The organism is Devosia polycyclovorans, assembly GCF_042181575.1.
GTDB classification, from domain to species: Bacteria; Pseudomonadota; Alphaproteobacteria; order Rhizobiales; family Devosiaceae; genus Devosia; species Devosia polycyclovorans.
The window spans coordinates 561,457-583,818 of sequence record NZ_CP170082.1 but is presented as its reverse complement, the minus strand read 5'-3'; the positions used below and the strand labels follow the sequence as shown (position 1 = coordinate 583,818).

Here is a 22,362-nt window from a genome sequence, read left to right as displayed (position 1 = left end):
AATGCAGTGCCAAGCAGTTGAGCGAGCCATGACGTCCAAGACCCCGGATCGAGAATCCCTGCCTTACCGTGACTGCGTGGGCATTGCCGTGTTCAACGCCCATGGCAATGTGTTCCTCGGCCATCGCAAGGCGGCCGGCGACCCTGATCAGTCCGCCGAACATGGTTCGGCCTGGCAAATGCCGCAAGGCGGCATCGACAAGGGCGAGGACCCGCTCAAGGCGGCCCTGAGGGAGTTGTACGAAGAGACCAACATGACCTCGGTGAGCCTGCTGGCCGAGGCGCCGGAATGGATTTTTTACGACTTGCCCGACGAGGCGCTGGGCAAGGCCTGGGGCGGCAAGTATCGCGGTCAGCGCCAACGCTGGTTTGCCTTTGCCTTCACCGGTCCGGACGATGAGATCGACGTGGCCGAACCGGCCGGCGGCAAGCATGAGGCCGAGTTCAGCGCCTGGCGCTGGGAGAAGCTGAGCCGCGCGCCCAGCCTGATCGTGCCGTTCAAACGCTCTGCCTATGAAAAGGTCGTGGAAGCCTTCCGCGACATTCCGCAACGCTTCACGCACGTTTGAGACCCATGAAAACGATCGGCCTGATCGGTGGCATGAGCTGGGAATCCAGCGCCCACTATTATCGCATCCTCAACCAGGAAACGGCCAACCGGCTCGGTGGCCTGCATTCAGCGCCGGTCCTGATGCATTCTCTGGACTTCGCGCCGATCGCGGCCATGCAGGCCGCCGGGGAATGGGAGGCCGCCGGCCGGCAGTTGAATGCGGCAGCCCAGGGTCTGGTCCGGGCAGGCGCAGCCGTGCTTGGCCTTGCCACCAACACTATGCATGTGGTTGCCGACGTCATGCTCGAAGGGATCGATATTCCCTTCATCCACATTGCCGACCCGACCGCCGCAGCCCTGCTCGGGGATGGCTATGACACGGTGGGCCTGCTCGGCACACGCTTCACGATGGAGATGGATTTCTACAAGCAGCGCCTGGCCTCGCATGGCCTCGATGTCCTGGTGCCGGAGGTGGACCACACCAATCTCAACGGCATCATCTACGAGGAGCTATGCAAGGGCATCGTGCGCGAGGAATCGCGGCACACCTATCAGGCCGCTATCGACCGCATGGCCGCACGCGGCGCCCAGGCCGTCATCCTGGGCTGTACCGAGATCGGCATGCTGATCGACGACAGTTCAAGCGCCCTGCCGACCTATGACACCACTGACCTGCACGCGCGGGCCCTGGTGAGCGCGGCCCTGGATTGAGCTAGGCCGCCCGGCGCCCCTCGTCGGAGCCAATCGCCTCGTCCGGATCACCGAGCTTGAAGACATCCACGATGGTATCGAGCGTCTGCGTCTGGCTTTCAGTTTGCGCAATCACGGCATTGGTCTGTTCAACCAGCGCCGCATTGTGCTGCGTCATCTGATCCAGAGTGCGCACCGCCGAATTCACCTCTTCGATCGAGGCAGCCTGCTCGCGGCTGGCCCGGGCAATGTTGCGAACCAACTCGCTGTTTTCCTTGACCGCGTCGAGCATGGCCTTGAGCTTGTCAGCGGCTGCCGCGACCAGGCCCGATCCGCCCTTGACCTCCTCGGCGCTCCTTTCAACCAGTGCCTTGACCTCTGAGGACGCTTGCGCCGCACTCTGTGCCAGGCGCCGCACTTCCACGGCCACCACGGCAAAGCCTTTGCCTGCATCGCCCGCCCGCGCCGCTTCCACCGACGCATTGAGCGCCAGCAGATTGGTCTGGAAGGCGATGTCGTCGATCATGCCGATAATATTGGAGATCTTGGCTGAGGATTGCGTGATCCGCTCCATCGCGCCATTGGCCTCGCCCATGACCGTGCCGCTGTCTGCCGCGGCCTTGGCCACTGTTTCCGCCTTTCCTGCAGCCTGCTCGGCCATATCGGCATTGCTGGCCACGGTGCCGGCCAGTTCTTCCATGGCCGCCGAGGTTTCTTCGATCGTGGCCGCTTGCCGCGTGGTGCGTTCGGACAGGTCGTTGGCGCCGCTCAGCAACTCACCGCTGGCCGTGCGCAGGGAACGCGTGGTCATGCGCAACTGGCCAACCACATCGCCGAAACGGGCAATCGTACCGTTGAGTGCCACGCGCAGGTCTTCGAACTCTGGCGGGAAGGGCGTCGCGATCGTGCTGGTGAGATCCCCATCGGCCAGCTGCTTGAGGCCTGCCCCGATGGCAGCAACCGATTGCTTGCGGGCCGTGACGTCGGTTGCAAACTGCACCACCTTATAGGGCACGCCCTCTGCGTCACTGATGGGCGTAAAGGTACTCTGGATCCAGACCTCCCTGCCATCGCGGCCGCGACGCCGATATTCACCACTTTTGAACGCACCCTGGGCCAGCTCCTGCCAGAACGCCTTGTACTGAGCGCTGTCCGGATCGGCGTCGAACAGGAACAGGGCGTTGGGCCGGCCAATGATATCCTCAAGGCGGTAGCCCAGCAGATCGAGGAAATTTCCATTGGCCGTCTGCACCGTGCCATCAAGGGCAAACTCCACCACGATCTGGCTGCGCGATATGGCTTGCAATTGTCCGGTATGGTCGGCGGCCTCCGCCAGGTGCTGCCGGGCCTGCGCATCCAGCGCGGCCTTCTCGAGCCCATTGGCACGGAACACCTCGACGGCACGGGCCATTGCCCCGATCTCATTGCGCCGCTCGGTATAGGGCACCACGGCATCCAGGTCGCCCTCGGCAATTGCATCCATGGAACTGGCCAGGTCGGGGATAGGACGGGTGAGGTAACGTGCCGCAAGCAGGGCAACCAAGGCCACGGCGGCCACCGCAGCAAGGCTGGTGCCCCCCAGAACCATCATGGTCTGCCATAGCAAGGCTTCGAAGGGCGCTTTGTCCACCACCACCATCAAGGCACCGATGACCAGGCCCTCCGCGGTAGCGATCGGTTCATAGCGCACCAGGCGATCATGCCCGTCCAGGGTCATTTCACCGCGGGTGGACTGATTTTGGCTCAGTGTCTCGAAGAGCGGCGTCCCGGCCTGGATCGGCATCTCCATCAGCCGCTCTCCCGCCGCATCGGCCAGGCTGGTGCTGCCAACAAGGAAATCGGGCCCGACCTCCGGGTCGAGCACATAGACCGCCGCATGCGCCCCTGACACGCCGGCCACCGCATCTATGACATTGTGATTGCGGAACCGGGGCATGTTTCTCGCCGTCAGGGCTTCCACATTGCCACCCTCGCCCACCGTCACCTCAAGGCTGGGCAGATTGACTTGAAAAATCTGAGCGGCGATGCGCGTCGTGTTGGTCAGCGCCTTGGTGGCATCCCTCTCAACCGAGCCGCTAAGACTGATGAACAGGCTGGCCAGCACCGCGGCAATGGCAAAAATGATGGCGCCGATTGTCAGGCTGGAAATGGCGAAAGTCAGGCGCAGATTGCCCAGAAGCTTGGTCATGTTCTCGTCCCCGCTAAACCGGACTTCTGTCCGGAGTCCCGCACTGGACGATGAGAATGCGCCTCAAGGGTTAACCGGACGTATACCGCCAGAAAAAGCTGTTATTTTACAACTACTTGCATATCAAGTGAGCGCGCTGCCCAATTCGGAAGCAAAACGGCCGCCCCGAAAGTCGGGACGGCCGCGAACTATTCAACTGACACCAGGTCCTTAATGAATGTGCGCCCCATCGATATGTTGGGCTTCGATGGTCAGGTTCAGCAGAGCCGACACCACTTCCTGGGCATAGGACTTGTCTTCGGGCGTTGCAGCCCGGCTCAGTTCTTCCTCGGCTGCCTTGATCTGCGCCTGCAGGTCACCATGGTCGAACTCGGAGAACGGCACCGACTGTTCGGCCAGGATGGTCAGGCCAGCGGGTGACACATCGGCAAAGCCACCCTTGACGAAATAGACTTCGGCGCCATTGTCCTTGGTCACGGTGATGAAGCCGGGCTTCAGCGTCGTCATGAACGGCGCGTGATCGTTCATCACGGTGAAATAGCCCTCGGTTCCGGGCACGGTAACCGATGTGACAGTTTCCGACAGCACCAGCCGCTCGGGCGACACGATCTCGATCTTGAGGCCTTCAGCCATTTTTTTGGTCCTTTGGCATTAAAGCCCGAATTTTCATCCGGGCCCCATGACGAGGCGGGCCGCCGAAGCGGCCCGATCCGAACTTAGGCAGCCTGAGCGGCCAGCTTCTGTGCCTTGGCAACGGCATCGTCAATCGTGCCCACCATGTAGAAGGCTGCCTCGGGCAGGTGATCGTACTCACCAGCCACCAAGCCCTTGAAGCCCTTGATGGTGTCTTCGAGCGACACGAACACGCCGGGCGAACCGGTAAACACTTCAGCCACGTCGAAGGGCTGGCTCATGAAGCGCTCGATCTTGCGGGCGCGGGCCACGGTCAGCTTGTCCTCTTCAGAAAGCTCGTCCATGCCCAGGATCGCGATGATGTCCTGCAGCGCCTTGTATTTCTGCAGGATCGCCTGCACGTCGCGAGCGACCTGGTAGTGCTCCTCGCCAACCACGTGCGGATCGAGAATGCGCGAGTTTGAGGCCAGCGGATCCACGGCAGGATAGATGCCCTTTTCCGAAATCGCACGGTTCAACACCGTCACGGCGTCAAAGTGGGCAAACGAGGTTGCCGGGGCCGGGTCGGTCAAGTCGTCAGCGGGCACATACACGGCCTGCACCGAGGTAATCGAGCCCTTGTTGGTGGTGGTGATGCGTTCCTGCATCGCACCCATGTCCGTCGCCAGGGTCGGCTGGTAACCCACGGCGGAAGGAATGCGACCCAGCAGTGCCGACATTTCAGCGCCCGCCTGGGTGAAGCGGAAGATGTTGTCCACAAAGAACAGCACGTCCTGACCCTTGTCGCGGAAGTTCTCGGCGATCGTCAGACCGGTCAGCGCCACACGGGCACGCGCACCCGGGGGCTCGTTCATCTGGCCGAACACCAAAGCTGCCTTGGAGCCAGCAGCCGAACCGCCATTTTCCTTGGGGTCCTTGTTCACGCCCGATTCGATCATTTCGTGGTAGAGGTCATTGCCCTCGCGAGTGCGTTCACCAACGCCGGCGAACACCGAGTAACCACCATGGGCCTTGGCGACGTTGTTGATCAGTTCCTGGATCAGAACGGTCTTGCCCACGCCGGCGCCGCCCATCAGGCCAACTTTACCGCCACGAGCATAAGGGGCGATCATGTCCACCACCTTGATGCCGGTCACCAGAACCTCGCTTTCGGGGTTCTGATCGGCAAAGTTCGGAGCTTCCTGGTGAATTTCGCGGATCGCTTCACCAGCAATCGGGCCCGCCTCATCGATCGGCTCGCCGATCACATTCATGATGCGCCCGAGGGTCGCTTCGCCAACCGGAATCGAAATTGCGGTGCCCAGATCGGTCACTTCGGCGCCGCGCACGAGGCCTTCGGTGGTGTCCATGGCGATGGTGCGCACGGCATTCTCACCAAGATGCTGGGCTACTTCGAGCACCAGGCGCTGACCATTATTGGTGGTTTCAAGCGCGTTCAGGATGGCGGGCAGGTGATCGTCGAACACCACGTCAACGACGGCGCCAATGACCTGCGAAACGCGACCGGCCTTCTTTTCTGCCATTTGTTCGTCCTCGCTGATGGGTTAGAGCGCTTCCGCGCCCGAAATGATTTCGATAAGTTCTTTGGTGATCTGGGCTTGCCGCTGGCGGTTGTAGCTCAGCTGCAGCTTGTTGATCATTTCGCCTGCGTTTCGGGTTGCATTGTCCATCGCGGACATCTGCGCACCGTAGAACGAAGCACTGTTTTCGAGGAGCGCGCGCAGCACCTGCACCGAGATGTTGCGCGGCAACAGATCCTCGACGATGGCTTCTTCGCTCGGCTCATATTCGTAGGGGACCGATGGCGCATTGACGTCGCCTTCGGCTTCCAGCTTTTCCAGCTTGGCCGGAATCAGCTGATGGGCCGTTGGCACCTGGCTGATCACCGAACCGAACTTGGCAAAGTACAGCGTTGCCACGTCAAACTCACCGGCGGCGAACAGCTCAAGCACCTTGTCGGCGACCTGCTGGGCCTGGGTAAAGCCGACCTGACGGACTTCGCGGAAGTTGAAAGTATCCACGATCAGTTCGGGATACTGCCGGCGCAGGATGTCATGGCCCTTGCGGCCAACGGTCAGGATCTTGACCGTTTTGCCCTGGCTGATCAGCTTTTGCGCGTGATCGCGGGCCAAGCGGGCGATGGACGAGTTGAACCCACCCGCCAGACCGCGCTCACCGGTGGCAACCACCAGCAGGTGAACCTGGTCCTTGCCGGTACCGCCCAGCAGGGCCGGGGCATTTTCCTGTCCATCATAGACCGCGCCCAACGCGGCCAGCACCTTACCCATGCGTTCAGCATAGGGGCGTGCGGCCTCCGCAGCTTCCTGGGCGCGACGGAGCTTGGCCGCCGCGACCATCTGCATGGCCTTGGTGATCTTCTGGGTCGATCTGACCGAGTCGATCCTGTTCTTTAGGTCCTTTAGCGACGGCATGGCCTGTCGTCTCCTTCAGGGCTTAAGCCGCGTAGGTCTTCTTGATCTCGTCAAGAGCGGACTTGAGCTGGCTGCGAGTGTCGTCGCTCAGAGCCTTCTCGGTGGCGATGGTCGACAGGATGGACGAGTATTTGGAGCGCATCGCGCTCAATACAGTCTGCTCGAAATCGCTCACCTTGTTGACCGGGATCGAGTCCAGGTAACCGTTGGCGCCGGCAAAAATCACCGCCACCTGCTCTTCGGTCTTGAGCGGGCTGAACTGAGGCTGCTTGAGCAGCTCGGTCAGACGCGCGCCACGGTTGAGCAAACGCTGGGTCGCAGCGTCAAGGTCGGAGCCGAACTGGGCGAAAGCCGCCATTTCGCGGTACTGGGACAGCTCGCCCTTGAGCGAACCAGCAACCTGCTTCATCGCCTTGATCTGAGCCGACGAACCAACGCGGGACACCGACAGACCCACGTTCACGGCCGGGCGGATGCCCTGGAAGAACAGGTTGGTCTCAAGGAAAATCTGGCCATCGGTGATCGAGATCACATTGGTCGGAATATAGGCCGACACGTCATTGGCCTGGGTTTCAATCACCGGCAGCGCGGTCAGCGAACCAAGACCATGGTCTTCGTTCATCTTGGCGGCGCGCTCGAGTAGGCGGCTGTGCAGATAGAACACGTCGCCCGGATAGGCTTCGCGACCCGGCGGACGGCGCAGCAGCAGGGAAAGCTGGCGATAGGCGACGGCCTGCTTGGTCAGATCGTCATAGGCAATCACGGCATGCTTGCCATTGTCGCGGAACCACTCGCCGATAGCGCAGCCGGTGAACGGCGCGATGTACTGGAGCGGGGCTGCTTCCGAAGCGGTCGCGGCGATCACCACCGAATACTGCAGAGCGCCGGCTTCTTCGAGTTGCTTGACGAACTGGGCAACGGTCGAGCGCTTCTGGCCAACAGCGACATAGATGCAGAACAGCTTGTCGGTATCCGAAGCATCGGCGTCGTGGGCCGGCTTCTGGTTGAGGAAGGTGTCGAGAATGATCGCGGACTTACCGGTCTGACGGTCACCAATGATCAGCTCGCGCTGACCGCGGCCGATCGGGATCAGCGCGTCGATGGCCTTGAGGCCGGTCGACATTGGCTCGTGCACCGACTTGCGCGGCAGGATGCCTGGCGCCTTGACGTCAACACGACGACGCTCGGTGTGCTCGATCGGACCCTTGCCATCGATCGGGTTACCCAGACCATCGACCACGCGGCCGAGCAGGCCCGGGCCCACGGGCGTGTCCACGATAGCGCCGGTGCGCTTGACGACATCGCCTTCCTTGATGGCGCGGTCATTGCCGAAAATCACGACGCCGACATTGTCGGTCTCAAGGTTGAGGGCCATGCCACGGATGCCACCGGGGAATTCGACCAGCTCACCAGCCTGCACATTGTCGAGGCCATAGACGCGGGCAATACCGTCACCGACGGAGAGCACCTGACCGACTTCGGAAACCTGGGCTTCCTGGCCGAAATTCTTGATCTGGTCCTTGAGGATCGCAGAAATTTCCGCGGCTTTGATGTCCATTATCCGACCTCTTTCATGGCGATTTTCATCGCAGCGAGTTTTGTCTTGAGTGAGCTATCGATCATCTGGCTGCCGACCTTCACCTGAAGGCCACCGATCAACGAGGGATCGACGAATTGATTGAGCGTCACGGTCTTGCCCAGCTTGGCCTTGAGCGTTTCAGCCAGGGCCTGGGCCTGCGCATCCGTGAGGGGCGCGGCGGAGGTGACGTCGGCCGTGGTCTCGCCGCGGGCGGTAGCGGCCAGCTCGCGGAATACGGCGATAATATTGTCCAGGGCGAACAAGCGCCCGTTAGCGGCGACCAGGCGCAGGAAATTGGCCACCAGCGGGTTGACCTGAGCCTTGGCCAGAATCGCGTCGAGTGCCGCAGCTTTCACGTCGCCGGAAATCACCGGGGACCGCAAATAGCGCGAAAAATCGTCGCTTTCGCCGATCAGTCGGGAGATGTCGGAAAGCCCGGTTTCCACCGAAGCCAATTGGTTCTCGCTCTGTGCGAGATCAAACAGCGCCGACGCATATGGCCGCGCAATCTGGGTAAGCACTGAATTCTGCGCTGCCAATGCCGCTTCACCCTCTTGTTGGCCGATCCTCTTTTAGGCTTCGTTGACCGAAACCCGGACGGCTTATGAACGCTTGGACGTGCTCGGAAACGGGCCGCGAGCCGGACCCCTGAAAAGTCGCGCCCGCTCTATCACAAGCCGCGCGCGCCACGCAAGGCTCCGGGGGGTGATTCAATCATGTCGAAAGTGTCGCACTTCGAACCGTGTCTAACGGACGAAATCTCCCCGGCGGGGAGATTTCAGGTGAGAAGGCCAAGAGAGCTATGCTCGACTGGCGGGAACCGGCCCAAATGACGAAATCTCCCCGGTGGGTGATTTCAGGTGAGAAGGCCATGAGAGCTATGCTCGAACGGCGGGAACCGGCCCAAAGGACGAATGCCCCCCGGTGGAGACTTTCAAGCGAAGACGGTCATGAGAGCGACGCTTGAGCGGCACGAAGCGTGCCTTGCAGCAAACCGGCTACATAAAACTCATCGGATCGATATCGACCTGAACCTTGAGGTCGCCCTTCGGCTTATCGGCATTGGACAGCCAGAACCGCATATAGCCCGAGAGGTCAAAGTCCTTACCCGACTGGGCCAGCAGCCGCACACGATGGCGGCCGCGGATCATGGCGACGGGCGCATCTGCCGGTCCGAACAACCTCACCCCCTCAGCCATGGGTGCGGCAGACAGGAGCGTACGGGCGAACCCCATCGCTGCCTGCTGTTCATTGGCCGAGATGATCAGCGCCGCCAGCCGCCCGAATGGCGGCATGCCACCCGCTTCCCGGGCCAGAAGCTCCTGCGCATAAAAGGCCTCGCGATCCCCACCAACCATCGCCTTCATCACCGGATGGTCGGGATGGTAGGTCTGCAGGAACGCCTTGCCATGCCGCGAGGCGCGGCCCGCTCGTCCAGCCACCTGCGTCAGAATCTGGAAGGTCTTCTCCGCCGCCCGCGGATCGCCATGCGCCAGCCCCAGATCGGCGTCGAGCACGCCGACGACCGAGAGCTTCTCGAAGTGATGGCCTTTGGAGACCAGTTGCGTGCCGATAATGAGGTCATATTCGCCGCGCTCGATTTCGCTGAACCGCTCGCGCAATTGGGCATGGCTGCCCATATCGGTGGAAAGCAGAACCCGCCTTGCGTCGGGGAAGCGTGTCGCCGCTTCTTCGGCCACCCGCTCGACCCCCGGCCCAACGGCCACCAGGCTCTCGCTATCCCCGCATTCTCCGCAGACCTTGGGCGTGCGCATTTCGTGCCCGCAATGATGGCACATCAGCACGCCGCGAAAGCGGTGTTCGACCATCCAGCTTGAACAATCCGGGCATTGATATTGATGCCCGCAGGAGCGGCACAGCGTCAGCGGCGCATAGCCCCGTCGGTTAAGAAACAGCAGCGCCTGTTCGCCCCGATCCAGCGCCGCAAACACTTCCCTTGCCAAGGCGGGGGCAATCCACTCGCCCTTTTCCGGCCCGTCGGTGCGCATATCTATGGCCGTGACGTCGGGCATGGCCGCCTCGGCAAAGCGGCTTTCCAGCGTCACATGGGCATAGCGGCCGACATTGGCGTTGTTGCGTGATTCGACTGATGGCGTGGCCGAGGAGAGCACCACCCGGGCCCCGGCCAGATTGGCGCGGACAATGGCCATGTCGCGGGCATGATAGGTGAAGCCATCCGATTGCTTATAGGCGCCATCGTGCTCCTCATCGAGCACCATCAGGCCCAATTCGCGAAACGGCAGGAACAGCGCCGAACGCGCGCCCACCACGGCCCGCACCGTGCCATCGAGCACCCCGCGCCACACCTTGGCCCGCTGCGCCGGGGTCATGTCCGAATGCCATTCGGCCGGGCGCGTGCCGAAGCGCCGGGTGAAACGGTCGATAAAAGTGTTGGTCAGGGCAATCTCGGGCAGCAGCACCAGCGCCTGCCGCCCGGCGCGCAGCGTATCGGCCACCGCCTCGAAGAACACTTCGGTTTTGCCGCCACCGGTCACCCCATCGAGCAGCGCTACCCCGAAGGCCCGTGCGTCGAGCGCCAGGATCTGGTCCAGCGCCTTCTGCTGCTCGGGGTTAAGCTGTGCCGGGCTGTTATCCGGGTCTGGCGGCAGCACCACGGGTGGCGGCGGAATTTCAATCTTCTCGACCGCCCCGGCCCGCACCAGCCCGTCGAGGACCGAACTGGACACGCCGCTGGCCCCCATCAGGGCCGGCTTGGGCCATGCCATATCATCCATCAGGCAATCGAGCACTCTGAGCCGCGCCGGCGTCAGCTTTTCCGGCTCATGCCCGGTCCGCCGATAAGCGACAACCGGCTTGGGTGCATCGAGCGCCTCGGGCGAGCGCAATACGCCACGCAACACCTGACCGGGCGCCGTCAACGTATAGCGCGCCACCCACTCCACCAGTTTGAGCAGTTCTTCGGAGAGAGGCGGCACATCGTAGGCCAGGGCGATGTCGCGCAGGCGATTGTGGGCAATCATGTCTTTGGGCGGCCCCCAGACCACACCTAGGATCAACCGCGGCCCCAGTGGCACGGCCACGATGGATCCGCGCGCAACGCTCATCCCTTCCGGCACGCGATAGCTGTAGGGGCCCTCCACGGCTACCCCCACCATCACTGCGACAATATCCGGTCGCTCGCTCATTTGTGCCTGTTCTGTTCGCATGCTCTTTTAGATAGGAAAGCACCGCGATTCGGCTAGGCCCAGACTTAAGACCGGCTTTACCGAACAGACGCAGAATGCCTGCCATGACCGACAGCGCCTTTGCCACCGATGAATTTGTCCGCGCCCGTATCGACGCCTGGTTGCGCGAGCTGGGCTCGGTGCGCCGCCTCGCGCCAAAGACGCTGGAGGCCTATGGGCGTGATCTGGGCCAGTTCATGGCCTTTCTCGCCGGCCATATCGGCGGTCCGGTGACACTTGATTCGTTGAAGGAGCTGCGCGGCGCCGATATCCGTGCCTTCATGGCCAGACGCCGCAGCGAAAGCCTGGGGTCGCGCTCACTGGCGCGCGTATTGTCGTCCCTCAAGAGCTTTTTCGGCTTTCTTGAGCGCGAGGGCACCTTGGCCACCGACGCCCTCAACGTCATCCGCACCCCAAAAATTCCGCGCTCCTTGCCCAAAGCGCTGAGCGTAGTCGAGGCGAAAAAGACCATTGCCACGACCGACGAGATCGAGGATCGCCCCTGGGTCGCCGCGCGCGACATGGCGGTGATTTCCCTCTGCTATGGCGCCGGCCTGCGCATTTCCGAGGCGCTGGCGCTAACCAAGGCAGATTTGGACACCGATACGCTGCGCGTCACCGGCAAAGGCGGCAAGGTGCGCATGGTGCCGCTGGTCGCCCCGGTGCGACAGGCCATAGACGACTATCTTGCGCTCGCCCCTTTCAAGCTCTGGCCCGAAGAGCCATTGTTCCGCGGCGTGCGCGGCGGCGTGCTCGCCCCGCGCCTGATCCAGATGCGCATGGCCCAGCTGCGCGGCGCCCTGGGCCTGCCCCCATCGGCGACTCCACATGCCCTGAGACACTCCTTTGCCACCCACCTTCTGGGCAAAGGGGGCGATTTGCGCGCCATCCAGGAACTGCTGGGTCATGCCAGCCTCTCCACAACCCAGATCTACACCGCCGTCGATACCGATCACCTTCTCGACAGCTACGTCAAAGCCCATCCGCGCGGCTAGTCCGGGTAGACGGTTCGCCGCTATCCGGCTTTCAAAGCGACAGGGCCCGGCCTAATGCTGGGGCAAAGGAAGATCTCCGATGACCACCGGACCCGCCCGCCCTGCTCCCGCCGTCGACGCCGCCGGGTATGGCTTGGCCTTTGTCGGCGCTGCTCTATTCTCGACCAAGGGAATATTCATCAAGCTTGCCTTTGCCGCAGGCGTTTCGACCGAGGCGACGCTGGCCTTGCGCATGCTCGTGGCGCTGCCGGTCTATTTGCTGATCCTGTTGTCCTTGTTGCGGCGCAATCCGCAGTTGCGGCCTCTACTGACCTCAAAACGCCTTCTGGCCAGCATGGCCGTCGGCACGCTGGGCTACTACGTGGCCAGCTATCTCGATTTCGCCGGCCTTGCCTTTGTCACCGCGCAGTATGAGCGCCTGGTGCTGTTCACCTATCCCTTCTTCGTCCTGCTCTTTGGTGTTTGGTTCTTCGGCGACCGCATGAGCTGGAACCTGATCCCGGCCATGGGGCTGAGCTATGGCGGACTCTTGGTGATCTTTGCCTGGAACCTCACAGTCCGTCCCGAGGGCCTCGTCCTGGGGACCGCTTTGGTTCTGGGCTCGGCAATCACCTTTGCCTTCTACCAGCACCTGGCCAAGCAGCAGATGCTTGTGCTCGGGTCCGCGCTGTTCACCTGTATCGGCATGTCGACGGCAGCCATGTTGGCAATCGGGCAAAGCCTGGTCGTGGACGGACCAGCCAGCTATCTCGAGTTTGACGGCTACATCTGGTTTCTCGGCCTGATGCTGGGCGTATTCGGCACCGTTCTGCCATCCTTCCTGCTCAATGCCGGCATTGCGCGCATCGGCGCCCGCGCCACCTCGTCGACCGCTTCTTTTGGCCCGATTGTCACCATCGTGCTGGCCGTCTTCATTCTTGGCGAGGAATTCACGCTGTTCCACGCTTTTGGCACCGCCATGGTGCTGCTCGGGTCCTGGCTGTTCGCCTGGCTGGAGACCCGCAATCGCGCCAAACTGGCCGAGCTTTAACACTTCTGAACGCCACAAAGGCGCGCTATGGTGGCCCCGATGAGGCGGCAACAAGCGTTGAGGGAGAACGGGTGATGCGTGCAAGCAAGAAAACCATGGGAGCGTCTGGCCTGGTGCTGGTCCTTCTAGCCGGCCTCTCGGCACCGGCCCTGGCGCAATCGGCCGAAGACATCGATTTCGGCGATGACAGCTCGGAATGGGCCAATGACGGCGAATGTGATGATCCGCGCTTCACCGGCACCGGCATGGCCGCAGAACTCGTCGACACTGACCTGGCCCGCGACGCCACCGATTGCCGCACGCTTCTCGAGGCCGGATCCATCACCCTGGCAGAACCGGACACCGGCGACAGCGCCGATATCTCGGCCATCGATTTCGGCGACGACACCTCTGATTGGGCCCGCGATGGCGAATGCGACGATCCGCGTTTCGTCGGCTCTGCCATGGCCGTCGAGCTGGAAGATGTCGACATTGGCCGCGACGCCACCGACTGCCGCACCGCCTATGAGGCGGGCAGCATCACCCTTGTTGGAGACGGCGATCCGGCCATGATGGCCGATATTGACTTCGGGGACGACACTTCAGAATGGGCCAATGATCTGGAATGCGACGACCCGCGCTTCGCTGGGGCCGGCATGGCCAGCGAGCTTGACGACATCAACACCGGGCGCGATGCCACCGACTGCCGCACGGCCTATGAAGATGGCACCATCACCCTGGCTGAGGCAGCGACCGACGCCGCGCCGGTCACTGCGGTTTCCGCCAGCGTGCTCGAACAAATCGCGGCCCGCATTGACTTCGGTGATGACAGCAGCACCTGGGCCAATGATGGCGAATGCGATGATCCCGATTTCACTGGACCGGGCGTGGCGGGAGAAACGCTGGATTCCGACCGGCTGCATGATGCCAGCGACTGCCGCGCCGCATTCCTGGCCGGCACCGCCACGCTGAAATCCAGCGGCGGACCGGGCGTTGCATTCGATTATGGCTCGGATACCTCTGAATGGGCCAATGATGGCCAGTGCGATGACTGGCGTTTCACCGGGCCCGGCATGGCCAAGAAGCTCTCGGGCAGTGACGTGATGGGCGATGCGACCGATTGCCAAGCCCTTGAAGCCAATGGCGAAATCTCGATCAAGCCGGTCTTTGCGCCCGATTATGTGCTGGGTGCGCCCTATGACAGCGCCGGGGTCAGTTTTGGCGACAATTCCTCGTCCTATGCCGATGACGGCATTTGTGACGACCCGCGTTTCGAGGGCCCTGGCGTGGCCTCGACCCTGCTCGATAGCGATCTGGAGCGCGATGCCGCGGACTGCCGCGCCCTGTTCGAGGCCGGCAAGATCACGCTGCGCTAGGACGGCAGGGCCCCAAGGATGAACGGCGGGACCCCAGGGTCCCGCCGTTTTCTTTTGGCGCAGTTCGCAGGCGGGTTTCAGGCCGCCTTTCGCTCGACCATCATCTTCTTGATCTGGGCAATGGCTTTGGCCGGGTTCAGCCCCTTGGGGCAGACCTTGGCGCAGTTCATGATCGTGTGGCAGCGATAAAGCTTGAACGGGTCTTCGAGATTGTCGAGGCGCTCGGGCTGGGTCTCGTCGCGGCTGTCGATCAGCCAGCGATAGGCCTGCAGCAGGGCTGCGGGGCCGAGATACTTCTCGCCGTTCCACCAATAGCTCGGGCATGAGGTCGAGCAGCACGCGCACAGGATACATTCATAGAGCCCGTCGAGCTTGGCGCGGTTCTCGATCGATTGCGTCCATTCCTTTTCCGGCGTGGGCGAAGTGGTCTTGAGCCAGGGCTCGATGGCGCGGTGCTGGGCATAGAAATTGGTCAGGTCGGGGACGAGGTCCTTGACCACCGGCATATGCGGCAGCGGATAGATCTTGATCGGGCCGGAGCTGTCATCCATGCCCTTGGTGCAGGCCAGCGTATTAAGGCCGTTGATGTTCATCGAACAGGACCCGCAAATGCCCTCGCGGCAGGACCGGCGGAGCGTCAGGGTCGGGTCGGTCTTGTTCTTTATATACAGAAGCGCGTCCAGGATCATCGGACCGCAATCGTCGAGATCGACGAAATAAGTGTCGATGCGCGGATTGTCGGCCTTGTCCGGATCATAGCGATAAATATGGAATTCGCGCAGGCGCGTCGCGCCCTCCGGCTTCGGCCAGGTCTTGCCCTTTTGCGGCTGATCGGCCTTGCGCAAAGTCAATTCGGCCATTTTCTTCGCTCTTCCTTCTCAACTTCGGGGTTTTGGCCCCAAGGAAATTTCGTCTCGCCCGATCAGTAGTTCGGCTTGCAGACCTGGTTCGATTTGGCGACGTAGGTATTGTAGGCGTCATAGTCCGCCGGCTGAGGCGAACCGCCTTTCATCGAGGCGATGACCACGCCCATGAAGCGCTCGTCGATCAGCGTCATGGCGGCATCGGCCTTGCACCCGCACAGGCTCGCATCCTGGGCAATGCCCATGCAGACAGCATAGAACTCGTTCTTCTGCGCCGCCGTCGGCGGGGCCGCCAAGGCAGACAGAGTGCTTGCCAGCAATATGCCCGCAGCCAGGACCGCGCGCATCAGTACACCCGCGCCTTGGGCGCAATCTTCTTGAGATCAATCCCGCCCTGGTCCTGCGGCGTCAGCGGGTCGGTGATGACCGGGCGGTAGCTGAGGTCCACATTGCCCGAGGCGGTGTCGATCGTGGCCAGCGTATGCTTGCGCCATTCGACGTCGTCGCGATTGGGAAAATCCTCATGCGCATGGGCGCCACGGCTCTCATGCCGGGCCTCGGCCGAGACCACGGTGGCGATGGCGCAAGTCATGAGGTTTTCCAGCTCGAGGGTTTCCACCAGATCCGAATTCCAGATCAGCGAGCGGTCCGTGACTTTGACATCGGGCAGGCGCGCATAGATTTCGCTCATCGCCTTGACGCCGTTCTTGAGCGAGTCAGAGGTCCGGAACACGGCAGCCTCGGCCTGCATGGTCTGCTGCATCTCGTCACGCAGCTTGGCGGTGGGCTGGGACCCATTGGCGTTGCGGAGGCGATCGAAGCGGGCGAGGATCTTGTCGTCTTCGGCCTTGTTGATGCCGGGCACAGGTGCCGCCTTGTCCAGCACCTTGCCGGCACGGAGCGCGGCGGCGCGGCCAAACACCACGAGGTCGGTGAGCGAATTCGAGCCAAGGCGGTTGGCCCCATGCACCGAAGCGCAGGCCGCTTCGCCCACGGCCATCAGGCCCGGCACGATGCGGTTAGGATCCTCGGTCGTCGGGTTGAGCACCTCGCCGTGGTAGTTCGCGGGAATGCCGCCCATATTGTAGTGCACCGTGGGCAGCACCGGGATCGGCTCGCGGGTCAAATCGACGCCGGCGAAAATCTTGGCGCTCTCGGTGATGCCCGGCAGGCGCTCATGCAGCACCTTGGGATCGAGGTGATCGAGGTGAAGATAGATGTGGTCCTTCTTGGGACCGACGCCCCGCCCTTCGCGGATTTCGAGCGTCATGCAGCGCGAAACAACGTCGCGCGAGGCCAGGTCCTTGGCATTGGGGGCATAGCGCTCCATGAAGCGCTCGCCTTCCGAATTGGTGAGATAGCCGCCCTCGCCGCGCGCGCCCTCGGTGATGAGGACGCCGGCGCCATAAATGCCGGTCGGGTGGAACTGCACAAATTCCATGTCCTGCAACGGCAGGCCCGCGCGGGCCACCATGCCATTGCCGTCGCCGGTACAGGTATGGGCCGACGTGGCCGAGAAATAGGAGCGGCCATAGCCGCCCGTGGCCAGCACCACCAGCTTGGCGCGGAAGCGATGCAGCGTGCCATCGTCGAGCTTCCAGGCAATCACGCCCTGGCACTCGCCATTCTCGCCCATGATCAGGTCGAGCGCGAAATACTCGATGAAGAACTGCGCGTCGTTCTTGACCGACTGGCCATAAAGCGTGTGCAGGATGGCGTGGCCGGTACGGTCGGCCGCGGCGCAGGTGCGCTGCACCGGCGGGCCATCGCCGAATTCGGTCATGTGGCCGCCAAACGGGCGCTGATAGATTTTGCCTTCCTGGGTGCGCGAAAACGGCACGCCATAATGCTCTAGCTCGTAAATGGCCGCCGGCGCTTCGCGCGCCAGATATTCCATGGCGTCATTGTCGCCCAACCAGTCCGACCCTTTGACGGTGTCGTACATGTGCCACTGCCAGCTGTCCGGGCCCATGTTCTGCAGGGACGCTGCGATGCCGCCCTGCGCCGCAACGGTGTGCGAGCGGGTGGGGAAGACCTTGGTGATGCAGGCGGTATTGAAACCCTGTTCAGCCATGCCCAGGGTGGCGCGCAGTCCGGCGCCACCGGCGCCGACCACCACGACGTCGAATTCGTGGTCGATCAGTTCGTATTGAGCCATTTTTCGATCAACCCCAGAAGACGATTTTTAGCACGGCGCCAGCGCCCAGAAGGGCGACGGCAAGACAGAACAGCGTGTTGAGCAGCATGGCCAGACGATATGTCGAGCCAGCAAGGTAATCCTCCAGCGTTTCACGCATGCCATTGCGCATATGAATGGCAACGATGGCGATCAAGGCGGCAAAGGGCAGGCCGATCCACCATTGCCCCAGCAGGGACACGACATCTGTGCGGTCCTGTCCGGCCAGGCGCACCACGATGAACAGCAGTAGAGCTAGAAAGAGAATGTTGGATGCGCCGGTCACCCGCTGCGTGATGAAATGGCGCGTTGACGCTTTTGCATTGCCATAATGCGACTTCGGATTGGCAATGGTCTCGGTTGTGATCACGGTTTCACGCATGTCAGGCCATCCACACAAAAACGGTCCAGATCAAAACGGTGATGATCACCGAAGCGATGATCGTGGCCCAGGCAATTGCTTCACGCTGGCCCGGCTCCATCATGGCGGCGGTGTCCCACACGAAGTGACGAAGACCCCCGCACATGTGATGCACCAGGCTCCAGGTAAAGCCGAACAGCACCACCTGGCCGAACCAGCTGCCATAAATGTAATTGACCTGCGTCACCGCATCCTGGCCGATGGCCGCGGCTACCAGCCAGACGGCCAGCAGGGCCATGCCAGCATAATTGGCGATGCCGGTCATGCGGTGAAGGATGGACATCGCCATGGTGACGGTCCAGCGGTAGATTTGCAGATGCGGGGAAGTGGGGCGGGCTCTGACCGACATGGGGCGTTCCGGGGCCTTTCCTGATGCGGCGTGATGCTGCGTCCAGTTTGGAATGGTTCGAACGTTTAGCGCCCATTTGTTGCCAAATCAAAGCCCTAAGCCCGCTCCAAAGTGCAACTTTCGGCGCAAACCGCACTTTGTTCGAATATCGCACAACATGTTCGAGATGCGAAGTGTCAGCGTCCGGAGAGCGTCGGGGCCCTCGACAAGTTCTGATCGTTCGCCCAATCAAGGACCACATGCACCGCAGGCTGCGCAAACCGGAAACACGTGCCGCCAAGGCCTGTTTCGGCGGGGCGGCTTCTGAAGACTGGAGCGAGTTCTAAAAGCGGTCGCACTTTTCAATGCAGCACTGAAAGTCTATGCGATCCCTGCACCGAGAGGACCATCATGACCGACCGCATAACCATCATTGGCGCCAAGCTGCTGGTGAAGAACTGGGGCACGCTGTCCAATGTGACCCTCGACTACCGCCACAAATCGGGCACCGTGCAGCGGCTCGAGCGCGAGGTCTATGACCATGGCAGCGCGGCGGCGATGCTGTTGCACGATCCGGCGCGCGACACCGTGTTGCTGGTCCGCCAGTTCCGCCTGCCGCCTTTGCTCAATGGCGACGATCCGGACCTATTGGAGGTTTGCGCGGGCCTGCTGGACGACAACGCGCCCGCAGACGCCGCTGCCCGCGAGGCGCTGGAGGAGACGGGACACGCGCCGGCCGACATCCGCCACGTCTGCGACATCTATCCCTGCCCAGGCTCGCTCACCGAGAAGGTCAGCCTGTTTCTGGGCCACTATGGCGAACACACGCTGCGTCACGCCGGCGGCGGGATCGAACATGAGGGCGAGGAGATAGAACTGGTCGAACTGCCCTTCGGAGAGGCTTTGGCCATGACCCGCGACGGGCGGATCCTGGACGCCAAGACCATCATCCTGCTCCAGCATGTTGCGCTGGAGCGCGCCTAATAGTCGACGAGCTTTTTCTCCGGATCATAGGGCTGATCCTTGGCGGTCCGCGTCACCGCCTGCCCGCAACGCATCTTCTTGGTCACCGCGTCATAGGCATAGGTCGGCCCGCCGTGAAGCTGCCAGCCCTCGGACAGCGCCTTGGTCACCTTGTGGCAGAAGGCGCTGTCATCCTCGCCCGATAGAAATCTGTAGATCAGCATGCATGTCCCTCATGTGCCGGCATCCCAACGCCGGAGATTGATCTTCTCGCCTCTTACAGCTAATCGAAACGACATGCACAGCTTTCCTCAGCACCTTCTCGATGGCCATGCCAATTTCATGTCCGGTCGCTATGCCCGGGAAAAAGAACGCATTCGCGATCTGGCTGAATCCGGCCAGAAACCAACCACTCTGATCATTGCTTGCTGCGACAGCCGCGCGGCGCCCGAGATGATCTTCGATGCCGGCCCGGGCGAACTCTTCGTGCTGCGCAACGTGGCCAATCTGGTGCCGACCTACCAGCCCGATGGTGGCCAGCACGGCACCTCCGCGGCAATCGAGTTCGCCATCAAGGGGCTCTCGGTCTCCAATATCGTGGTCATGGGCCATGGCCGCTGCGGCGGTATCAAGGCGGCGCTCGATCCGCACATGAAGCCGCTCGACAGTGGTGATTTCATCGGCAAGTGGATGAGCATGCTGGGCGAGCTGCCCGGCCAGCTTGGCCAGAACACGCTCATGACCGACGCCGAGCGCCAGACGGCCATGGAGCGCATCTCCATCCGCAACTCGATTCGCAATCTGCGTACCTTCCCCTACGTGAAATCGCTTGAGGACGCGGGGCAACTGGCCGTGCACGGCGCCTGGTTCGACATTTCGACCGGTGAGTTGTGGATCATGGACAATAATGGGGACTTCATCCGCCCCCAGCTCTAGGCCCCTTGCCGGCTGGGAGCGCTATTGAACCGGCGCGGAGAATTTGCGCCCCAGCGGCTGTCCCGTTTCTGCCCCAAACTTGCACTTGCCCCGCCGCAATCGTGATCACTAACGCGCGGTCCTTTGCTAAGGGCGCCTGCGTTTTCACGCTTTCGTGATTATCAGGCTGCCGGAACGCAAGCCTCTCACAGCGCCCGAAAATTGCCCTCGAATTTGTCCGTCTGTGCCCTGCTGCCAGCCCGGACCAGACACAATACTCCACGATTGTTTGGCTCACGGAACGCCGGACAGCGCTCCGTCGGCACGGAGCCTGCTCCGGCCGTCCCCTAGCCAGTCAACATGGAGAATTCCCATGAAGAAGATTATTCTGACCTCGCTGTTTGCCCTCGGCCTTTCAGGCGCCGCCATGGCCCAGGCTGCAACCGACTTCGCCGCGGTCGATACCGACCTCAATGGCAGTGTCTCGCTGGCCGAAGCACAGATTGCCTGGCCCGATCTGACCGAAGAAGCCTTCACCGCTGCCGACACTGACGGCAATGGCGAGCTGTCGGTCGAAGAATATGACGCGCTGGTTGCAGCCTCTGCAGCACCTGCCGCCGAGTGAGCCCGGCCCGTCCCGTGACTTGTTTGGCTGCGCCCCCTGAACTCCAGCCAGCAAGCTCAAATCGGGACGCCAGCCGGCCACCCCAGGCGTCCGGGGTGGCCGCGGCCTACTACCAATGAACGGGGTGAAGGCACCCCAAACGGAGTTTTTCCTATGAACAAGATTGCCCTGGGCCTAGTTGCCCTGACCATCGCGGCCGCCCCGGCGCTCGCCCAGACCCCGATGAACTTTGCCGATGTGGATCTCGACGCCAGCGGCGAACTGAGCTTTGCAGAATTGCAGGCGGTCTGGCCAGACCTGACCCAGGAAGAGTTCACCGCCGCTGATATGGATGCCAATGGCAGCCTCAGCGCCGACGAGCTCAATGCGCTGCAGCCCAGCACATTGCCGGCCCCAGCGCCCATGGATGATGCGATGAGCAAGCCGGCCGTCCCACTCGATCCGGCCCAGTCGCTGACCGAAAAGAGCGAATAACCATCAGAAGAAGGCCGCAGAACGCGGCCTTTTTTCATTTAGTCCAGACGGATCGGCGGCTCGCTCTTCTTGGCCCGGCGCAGCGTGACGATCAGCCCGCTGATCACCAGCAAGGCGCCCAGCACCTCGATCTGCGTAATTGTCTCACCCAGCACCAGATAGCCCGAGGCCAGCCCGGTAATGGGCACCAGAAGCGTAAAGGGCGCGACAACCGAGGCCGGATGCCGGCCCAGTAGCCAGCTCCAGATGCCGCCGCCTAGAAGCGTTGCGGGATAGGCGAGGAACGCGATCAGGCCCGCATCGGCCCAGGAAAATCCTGCCAACGCACCGGCAACAACCGGCCAGCCTTCGGTCAGCAAGGAAAGGCCGAGCAGCGGCAGCGGCGCCGCCAGCACGCCCCAGACGGTGAAAGACACCGCATTGACCCTGCCGGCCTTCTTGGTCAGCACATTGGCCACACCCCAACTCAGTGCGGCCAGCAACACCATGCCCAAGGGCAGGAGATTGGTTGCCTCCAAGCGCTCTGAAGCGATGACGGCAATGCCAGCAAAGGCAATGCCCGCCCCGATGATCTGGAATCGGCTCGGCCGCTCGCCCAGGAGCACAAAGGCGATCACCATGGTAAAGAAGGCCTGCGTCTGCAGCACCAGCGAGCTCAGGCCCGCCGGCATGCCCCAGGCGAGCGCGAGATTGAGAAAGCCGTATAGCGCCACCCCGAATGCAAGGCCGAACAGAATGACGATCCAGGCCGGGGCTCGCGGAGGCCTGACAAAGAGCACGGCCGGAAAAGCGGCCGCCGCAAAGCGCAGCGCGGCCGCCAGAATGGGCGGCAGGGCCTCGACGCTCAATTTGATGACGACGAAATTGAAGCCCCAGATGGCAACGACCAAGAGGGCAAGAAGGATGTGGCGAAGGGGCATAAGGCACCGTGTCTAGAAGA

General features: G+C 62.2%; 23 protein-coding genes. 9 read left to right on the top strand and 14 right to left on the bottom strand.

Annotation, left to right across the window (positions count from 1 at the left end; translation table 11 throughout):
- The first annotated feature begins 28 nt into the window (after positions 1-28).
- Together ACE4RL_RS02960 and ACE4RL_RS02955 are read left to right on the top strand one after the other, a co-directional pair.
- Positions 29-568: an RNA pyrophosphohydrolase gene (locus tag ACE4RL_RS02960; RefSeq protein ID WP_375599045.1), complete on the top strand. Its 540-nt coding sequence runs from the start codon at positions 29-31 to the stop codon at positions 566-568.
- A gap of 5 nt (positions 569-573) precedes the next feature.
- Positions 574-1,260 carry an aspartate/glutamate racemase family protein gene (locus ACE4RL_RS02955; protein WP_375599044.1) on the top strand — a complete coding sequence of 229 codons (687 nt, stop codon included), beginning with the start codon at positions 574-576 and terminating at the stop codon, positions 1,258-1,260.
- Position 1,261: 1 nt separating this feature from the next.
- Here the strand turns inward: ACE4RL_RS02955 and ACE4RL_RS02950 are convergent, their stop codons facing one another.
- The 7 genes from ACE4RL_RS02950 to ACE4RL_RS02920 all read right to left on the bottom strand — a co-directional run bounded on the left by ACE4RL_RS02950 (position 1,262) and on the right by ACE4RL_RS02920 (position 11,238).
- Positions 1,262-3,427, bottom strand: coding sequence for a methyl-accepting chemotaxis protein (locus tag ACE4RL_RS02950; RefSeq protein ID WP_375599043.1), 2,166 nt, complete (start codon positions 3,425-3,427; stop codon positions 1,262-1,264).
- A 210-nt stretch (positions 3,428-3,637) separates the two neighbouring features.
- Positions 3,638-4,060, bottom strand: a complete 423-nt coding sequence (locus ACE4RL_RS02945; RefSeq protein WP_375599042.1) for a F0F1 ATP synthase subunit epsilon — start codon at positions 4,058-4,060, stop codon at positions 3,638-3,640.
- Between the two features lie 83 nt (positions 4,061-4,143).
- Positions 4,144-5,583 carry a F0F1 ATP synthase subunit beta gene (gene atpD, locus ACE4RL_RS02940; RefSeq protein ID WP_375599041.1) on the bottom strand — a complete coding sequence of 480 codons (1,440 nt, stop codon included), beginning with the start codon at positions 5,581-5,583 and terminating at the stop codon, positions 4,144-4,146.
- A 21-nt stretch (positions 5,584-5,604) separates the two neighbouring features.
- Complete coding sequence (locus tag ACE4RL_RS02935; RefSeq protein ID WP_375599040.1) at positions 5,605-6,492, bottom strand: F0F1 ATP synthase subunit gamma; 888 nt, start codon at positions 6,490-6,492, stop codon at positions 5,605-5,607.
- Between the two features lie 22 nt (positions 6,493-6,514).
- Positions 6,515-8,050: a F0F1 ATP synthase subunit alpha gene (gene atpA / locus ACE4RL_RS02930; protein ID WP_375599039.1), complete on the bottom strand. Its 1,536-nt coding sequence runs from the start codon at positions 8,048-8,050 to the stop codon at positions 6,515-6,517.
- Positions 8,050-8,610: a F0F1 ATP synthase subunit delta gene (locus tag ACE4RL_RS02925; RefSeq protein ID WP_183311184.1), complete on the bottom strand. Its 561-nt coding sequence runs from the start codon at positions 8,608-8,610 to the stop codon at positions 8,050-8,052. Before ACE4RL_RS02925 ends, atpA begins: the two co-directional genes overlap by 1 nt.
- A gap of 459 nt (positions 8,611-9,069) precedes the next feature.
- On the bottom strand, positions 9,070-11,238 hold the full coding sequence (locus ACE4RL_RS02920) for a primosomal protein N' (RefSeq protein WP_375599038.1): 2,169 nt from the start codon (positions 11,236-11,238) through the stop codon (positions 9,070-9,072).
- 104 nt (positions 11,239-11,342) lie between these two features.
- Between ACE4RL_RS02920 and ACE4RL_RS02915 the strand changes: the two genes are divergently transcribed.
- From ACE4RL_RS02915 to ACE4RL_RS02905, 3 genes are all read left to right on the top strand, one after another.
- A complete protein-coding gene (locus ACE4RL_RS02915; RefSeq protein WP_375599037.1) occupies positions 11,343-12,272 on the top strand; it encodes a tyrosine recombinase XerC in 930 nt (309 codons plus the stop codon).
- A gap of 79 nt (positions 12,273-12,351) precedes the next feature.
- Positions 12,352-13,302, top strand: a complete 951-nt coding sequence (locus tag ACE4RL_RS02910; RefSeq protein ID WP_375599036.1) for a DMT family transporter — start codon at positions 12,352-12,354, stop codon at positions 13,300-13,302.
- 74 nt (positions 13,303-13,376) lie between these two features.
- On the top strand, positions 13,377-14,657 hold the full coding sequence (locus ACE4RL_RS02905) for a hypothetical protein (RefSeq protein ID WP_375599035.1): 1,281 nt from the start codon (positions 13,377-13,379) through the stop codon (positions 14,655-14,657).
- Between the two features lie 77 nt (positions 14,658-14,734).
- Here ACE4RL_RS02905 and ACE4RL_RS02900 read toward each other — a convergent pair whose 3' ends face one another.
- The 5 genes from ACE4RL_RS02900 to sdhC form a co-directional block, all read right to left on the bottom strand.
- Positions 14,735-15,517 carry a succinate dehydrogenase iron-sulfur subunit gene (locus ACE4RL_RS02900; protein WP_375599034.1) on the bottom strand — a complete coding sequence of 261 codons (783 nt, stop codon included), beginning with the start codon at positions 15,515-15,517 and terminating at the stop codon, positions 14,735-14,737.
- A gap of 62 nt (positions 15,518-15,579) precedes the next feature.
- On the bottom strand, positions 15,580-15,867 hold the full coding sequence (locus ACE4RL_RS02895) for a hypothetical protein (protein ID WP_375599033.1): 288 nt from the start codon (positions 15,865-15,867) through the stop codon (positions 15,580-15,582).
- Positions 15,867-17,678, bottom strand: coding sequence for a succinate dehydrogenase flavoprotein subunit (sdhA, locus tag ACE4RL_RS02890; RefSeq protein ID WP_375599032.1), 1,812 nt, complete (start codon positions 17,676-17,678; stop codon positions 15,867-15,869). The genes ACE4RL_RS02895 and sdhA overlap by 1 nt, the downstream gene beginning before the upstream one ends.
- 7 nt (positions 17,679-17,685) lie before the next feature.
- Positions 17,686-18,078 carry a succinate dehydrogenase, hydrophobic membrane anchor protein gene (gene sdhD / locus ACE4RL_RS02885; RefSeq protein WP_375599031.1) on the bottom strand — a complete coding sequence of 131 codons (393 nt, stop codon included), beginning with the start codon at positions 18,076-18,078 and terminating at the stop codon, positions 17,686-17,688.
- A gap of 1 nt (position 18,079) precedes the next feature.
- Positions 18,080-18,466, bottom strand: coding sequence for a succinate dehydrogenase, cytochrome b556 subunit (gene sdhC, locus ACE4RL_RS02880; RefSeq protein WP_375599030.1), 387 nt, complete (start codon positions 18,464-18,466; stop codon positions 18,080-18,082).
- A gap of 390 nt (positions 18,467-18,856) precedes the next feature.
- Between sdhC and ACE4RL_RS02875 the strand changes: the two genes are divergently transcribed.
- Complete coding sequence (locus tag ACE4RL_RS02875) at positions 18,857-19,429, top strand: NUDIX domain-containing protein (RefSeq protein WP_375599029.1); 573 nt, start codon at positions 18,857-18,859, stop codon at positions 19,427-19,429.
- On the opposite strand, the gene ACE4RL_RS02870 is transcribed toward ACE4RL_RS02875, so the two are convergent.
- Positions 19,426-19,632 carry a DUF1737 domain-containing protein gene (locus ACE4RL_RS02870; protein ID WP_375599028.1) on the bottom strand — a complete coding sequence of 69 codons (207 nt, stop codon included), beginning with the start codon at positions 19,630-19,632 and terminating at the stop codon, positions 19,426-19,428. The two genes, ACE4RL_RS02875 and ACE4RL_RS02870, sit on opposite strands and share 4 nt — an antisense overlap.
- Before the next feature lie 73 nt (positions 19,633-19,705).
- On the opposite strand from ACE4RL_RS02870, the gene ACE4RL_RS02865 reads away from it, so the two are divergent.
- The 3 genes from ACE4RL_RS02865 (at position 19,706) to ACE4RL_RS02855 (ending at position 21,422) form a co-directional block, all read left to right on the top strand.
- Complete coding sequence (locus tag ACE4RL_RS02865) at positions 19,706-20,344, top strand: carbonic anhydrase (RefSeq protein WP_375599027.1); 639 nt, start codon at positions 19,706-19,708, stop codon at positions 20,342-20,344.
- Positions 20,345-20,696: 352 nt separating this feature from the next.
- Entirely contained in the window at positions 20,697-20,948 is a 252-nt protein-coding gene (locus tag ACE4RL_RS02860) for a hypothetical protein (RefSeq protein ID WP_375599026.1), read from the top strand.
- Positions 20,949-21,101: 153 nt separating this feature from the next.
- On the top strand, positions 21,102-21,422 hold the full coding sequence (locus ACE4RL_RS02855; protein WP_375599025.1) for a hypothetical protein: 321 nt from the start codon (positions 21,102-21,104) through the stop codon (positions 21,420-21,422).
- 38 nt (positions 21,423-21,460) lie between these two features.
- Here the strand turns inward: ACE4RL_RS02855 and ACE4RL_RS02850 are convergent, their stop codons facing one another.
- Positions 21,461-22,342 carry an EamA family transporter gene (locus ACE4RL_RS02850; RefSeq protein ID WP_375599024.1) on the bottom strand — a complete coding sequence of 294 codons (882 nt, stop codon included), beginning with the start codon at positions 22,340-22,342 and terminating at the stop codon, positions 21,461-21,463.
- Positions 22,343-22,362 lie beyond the last annotated feature (20 nt).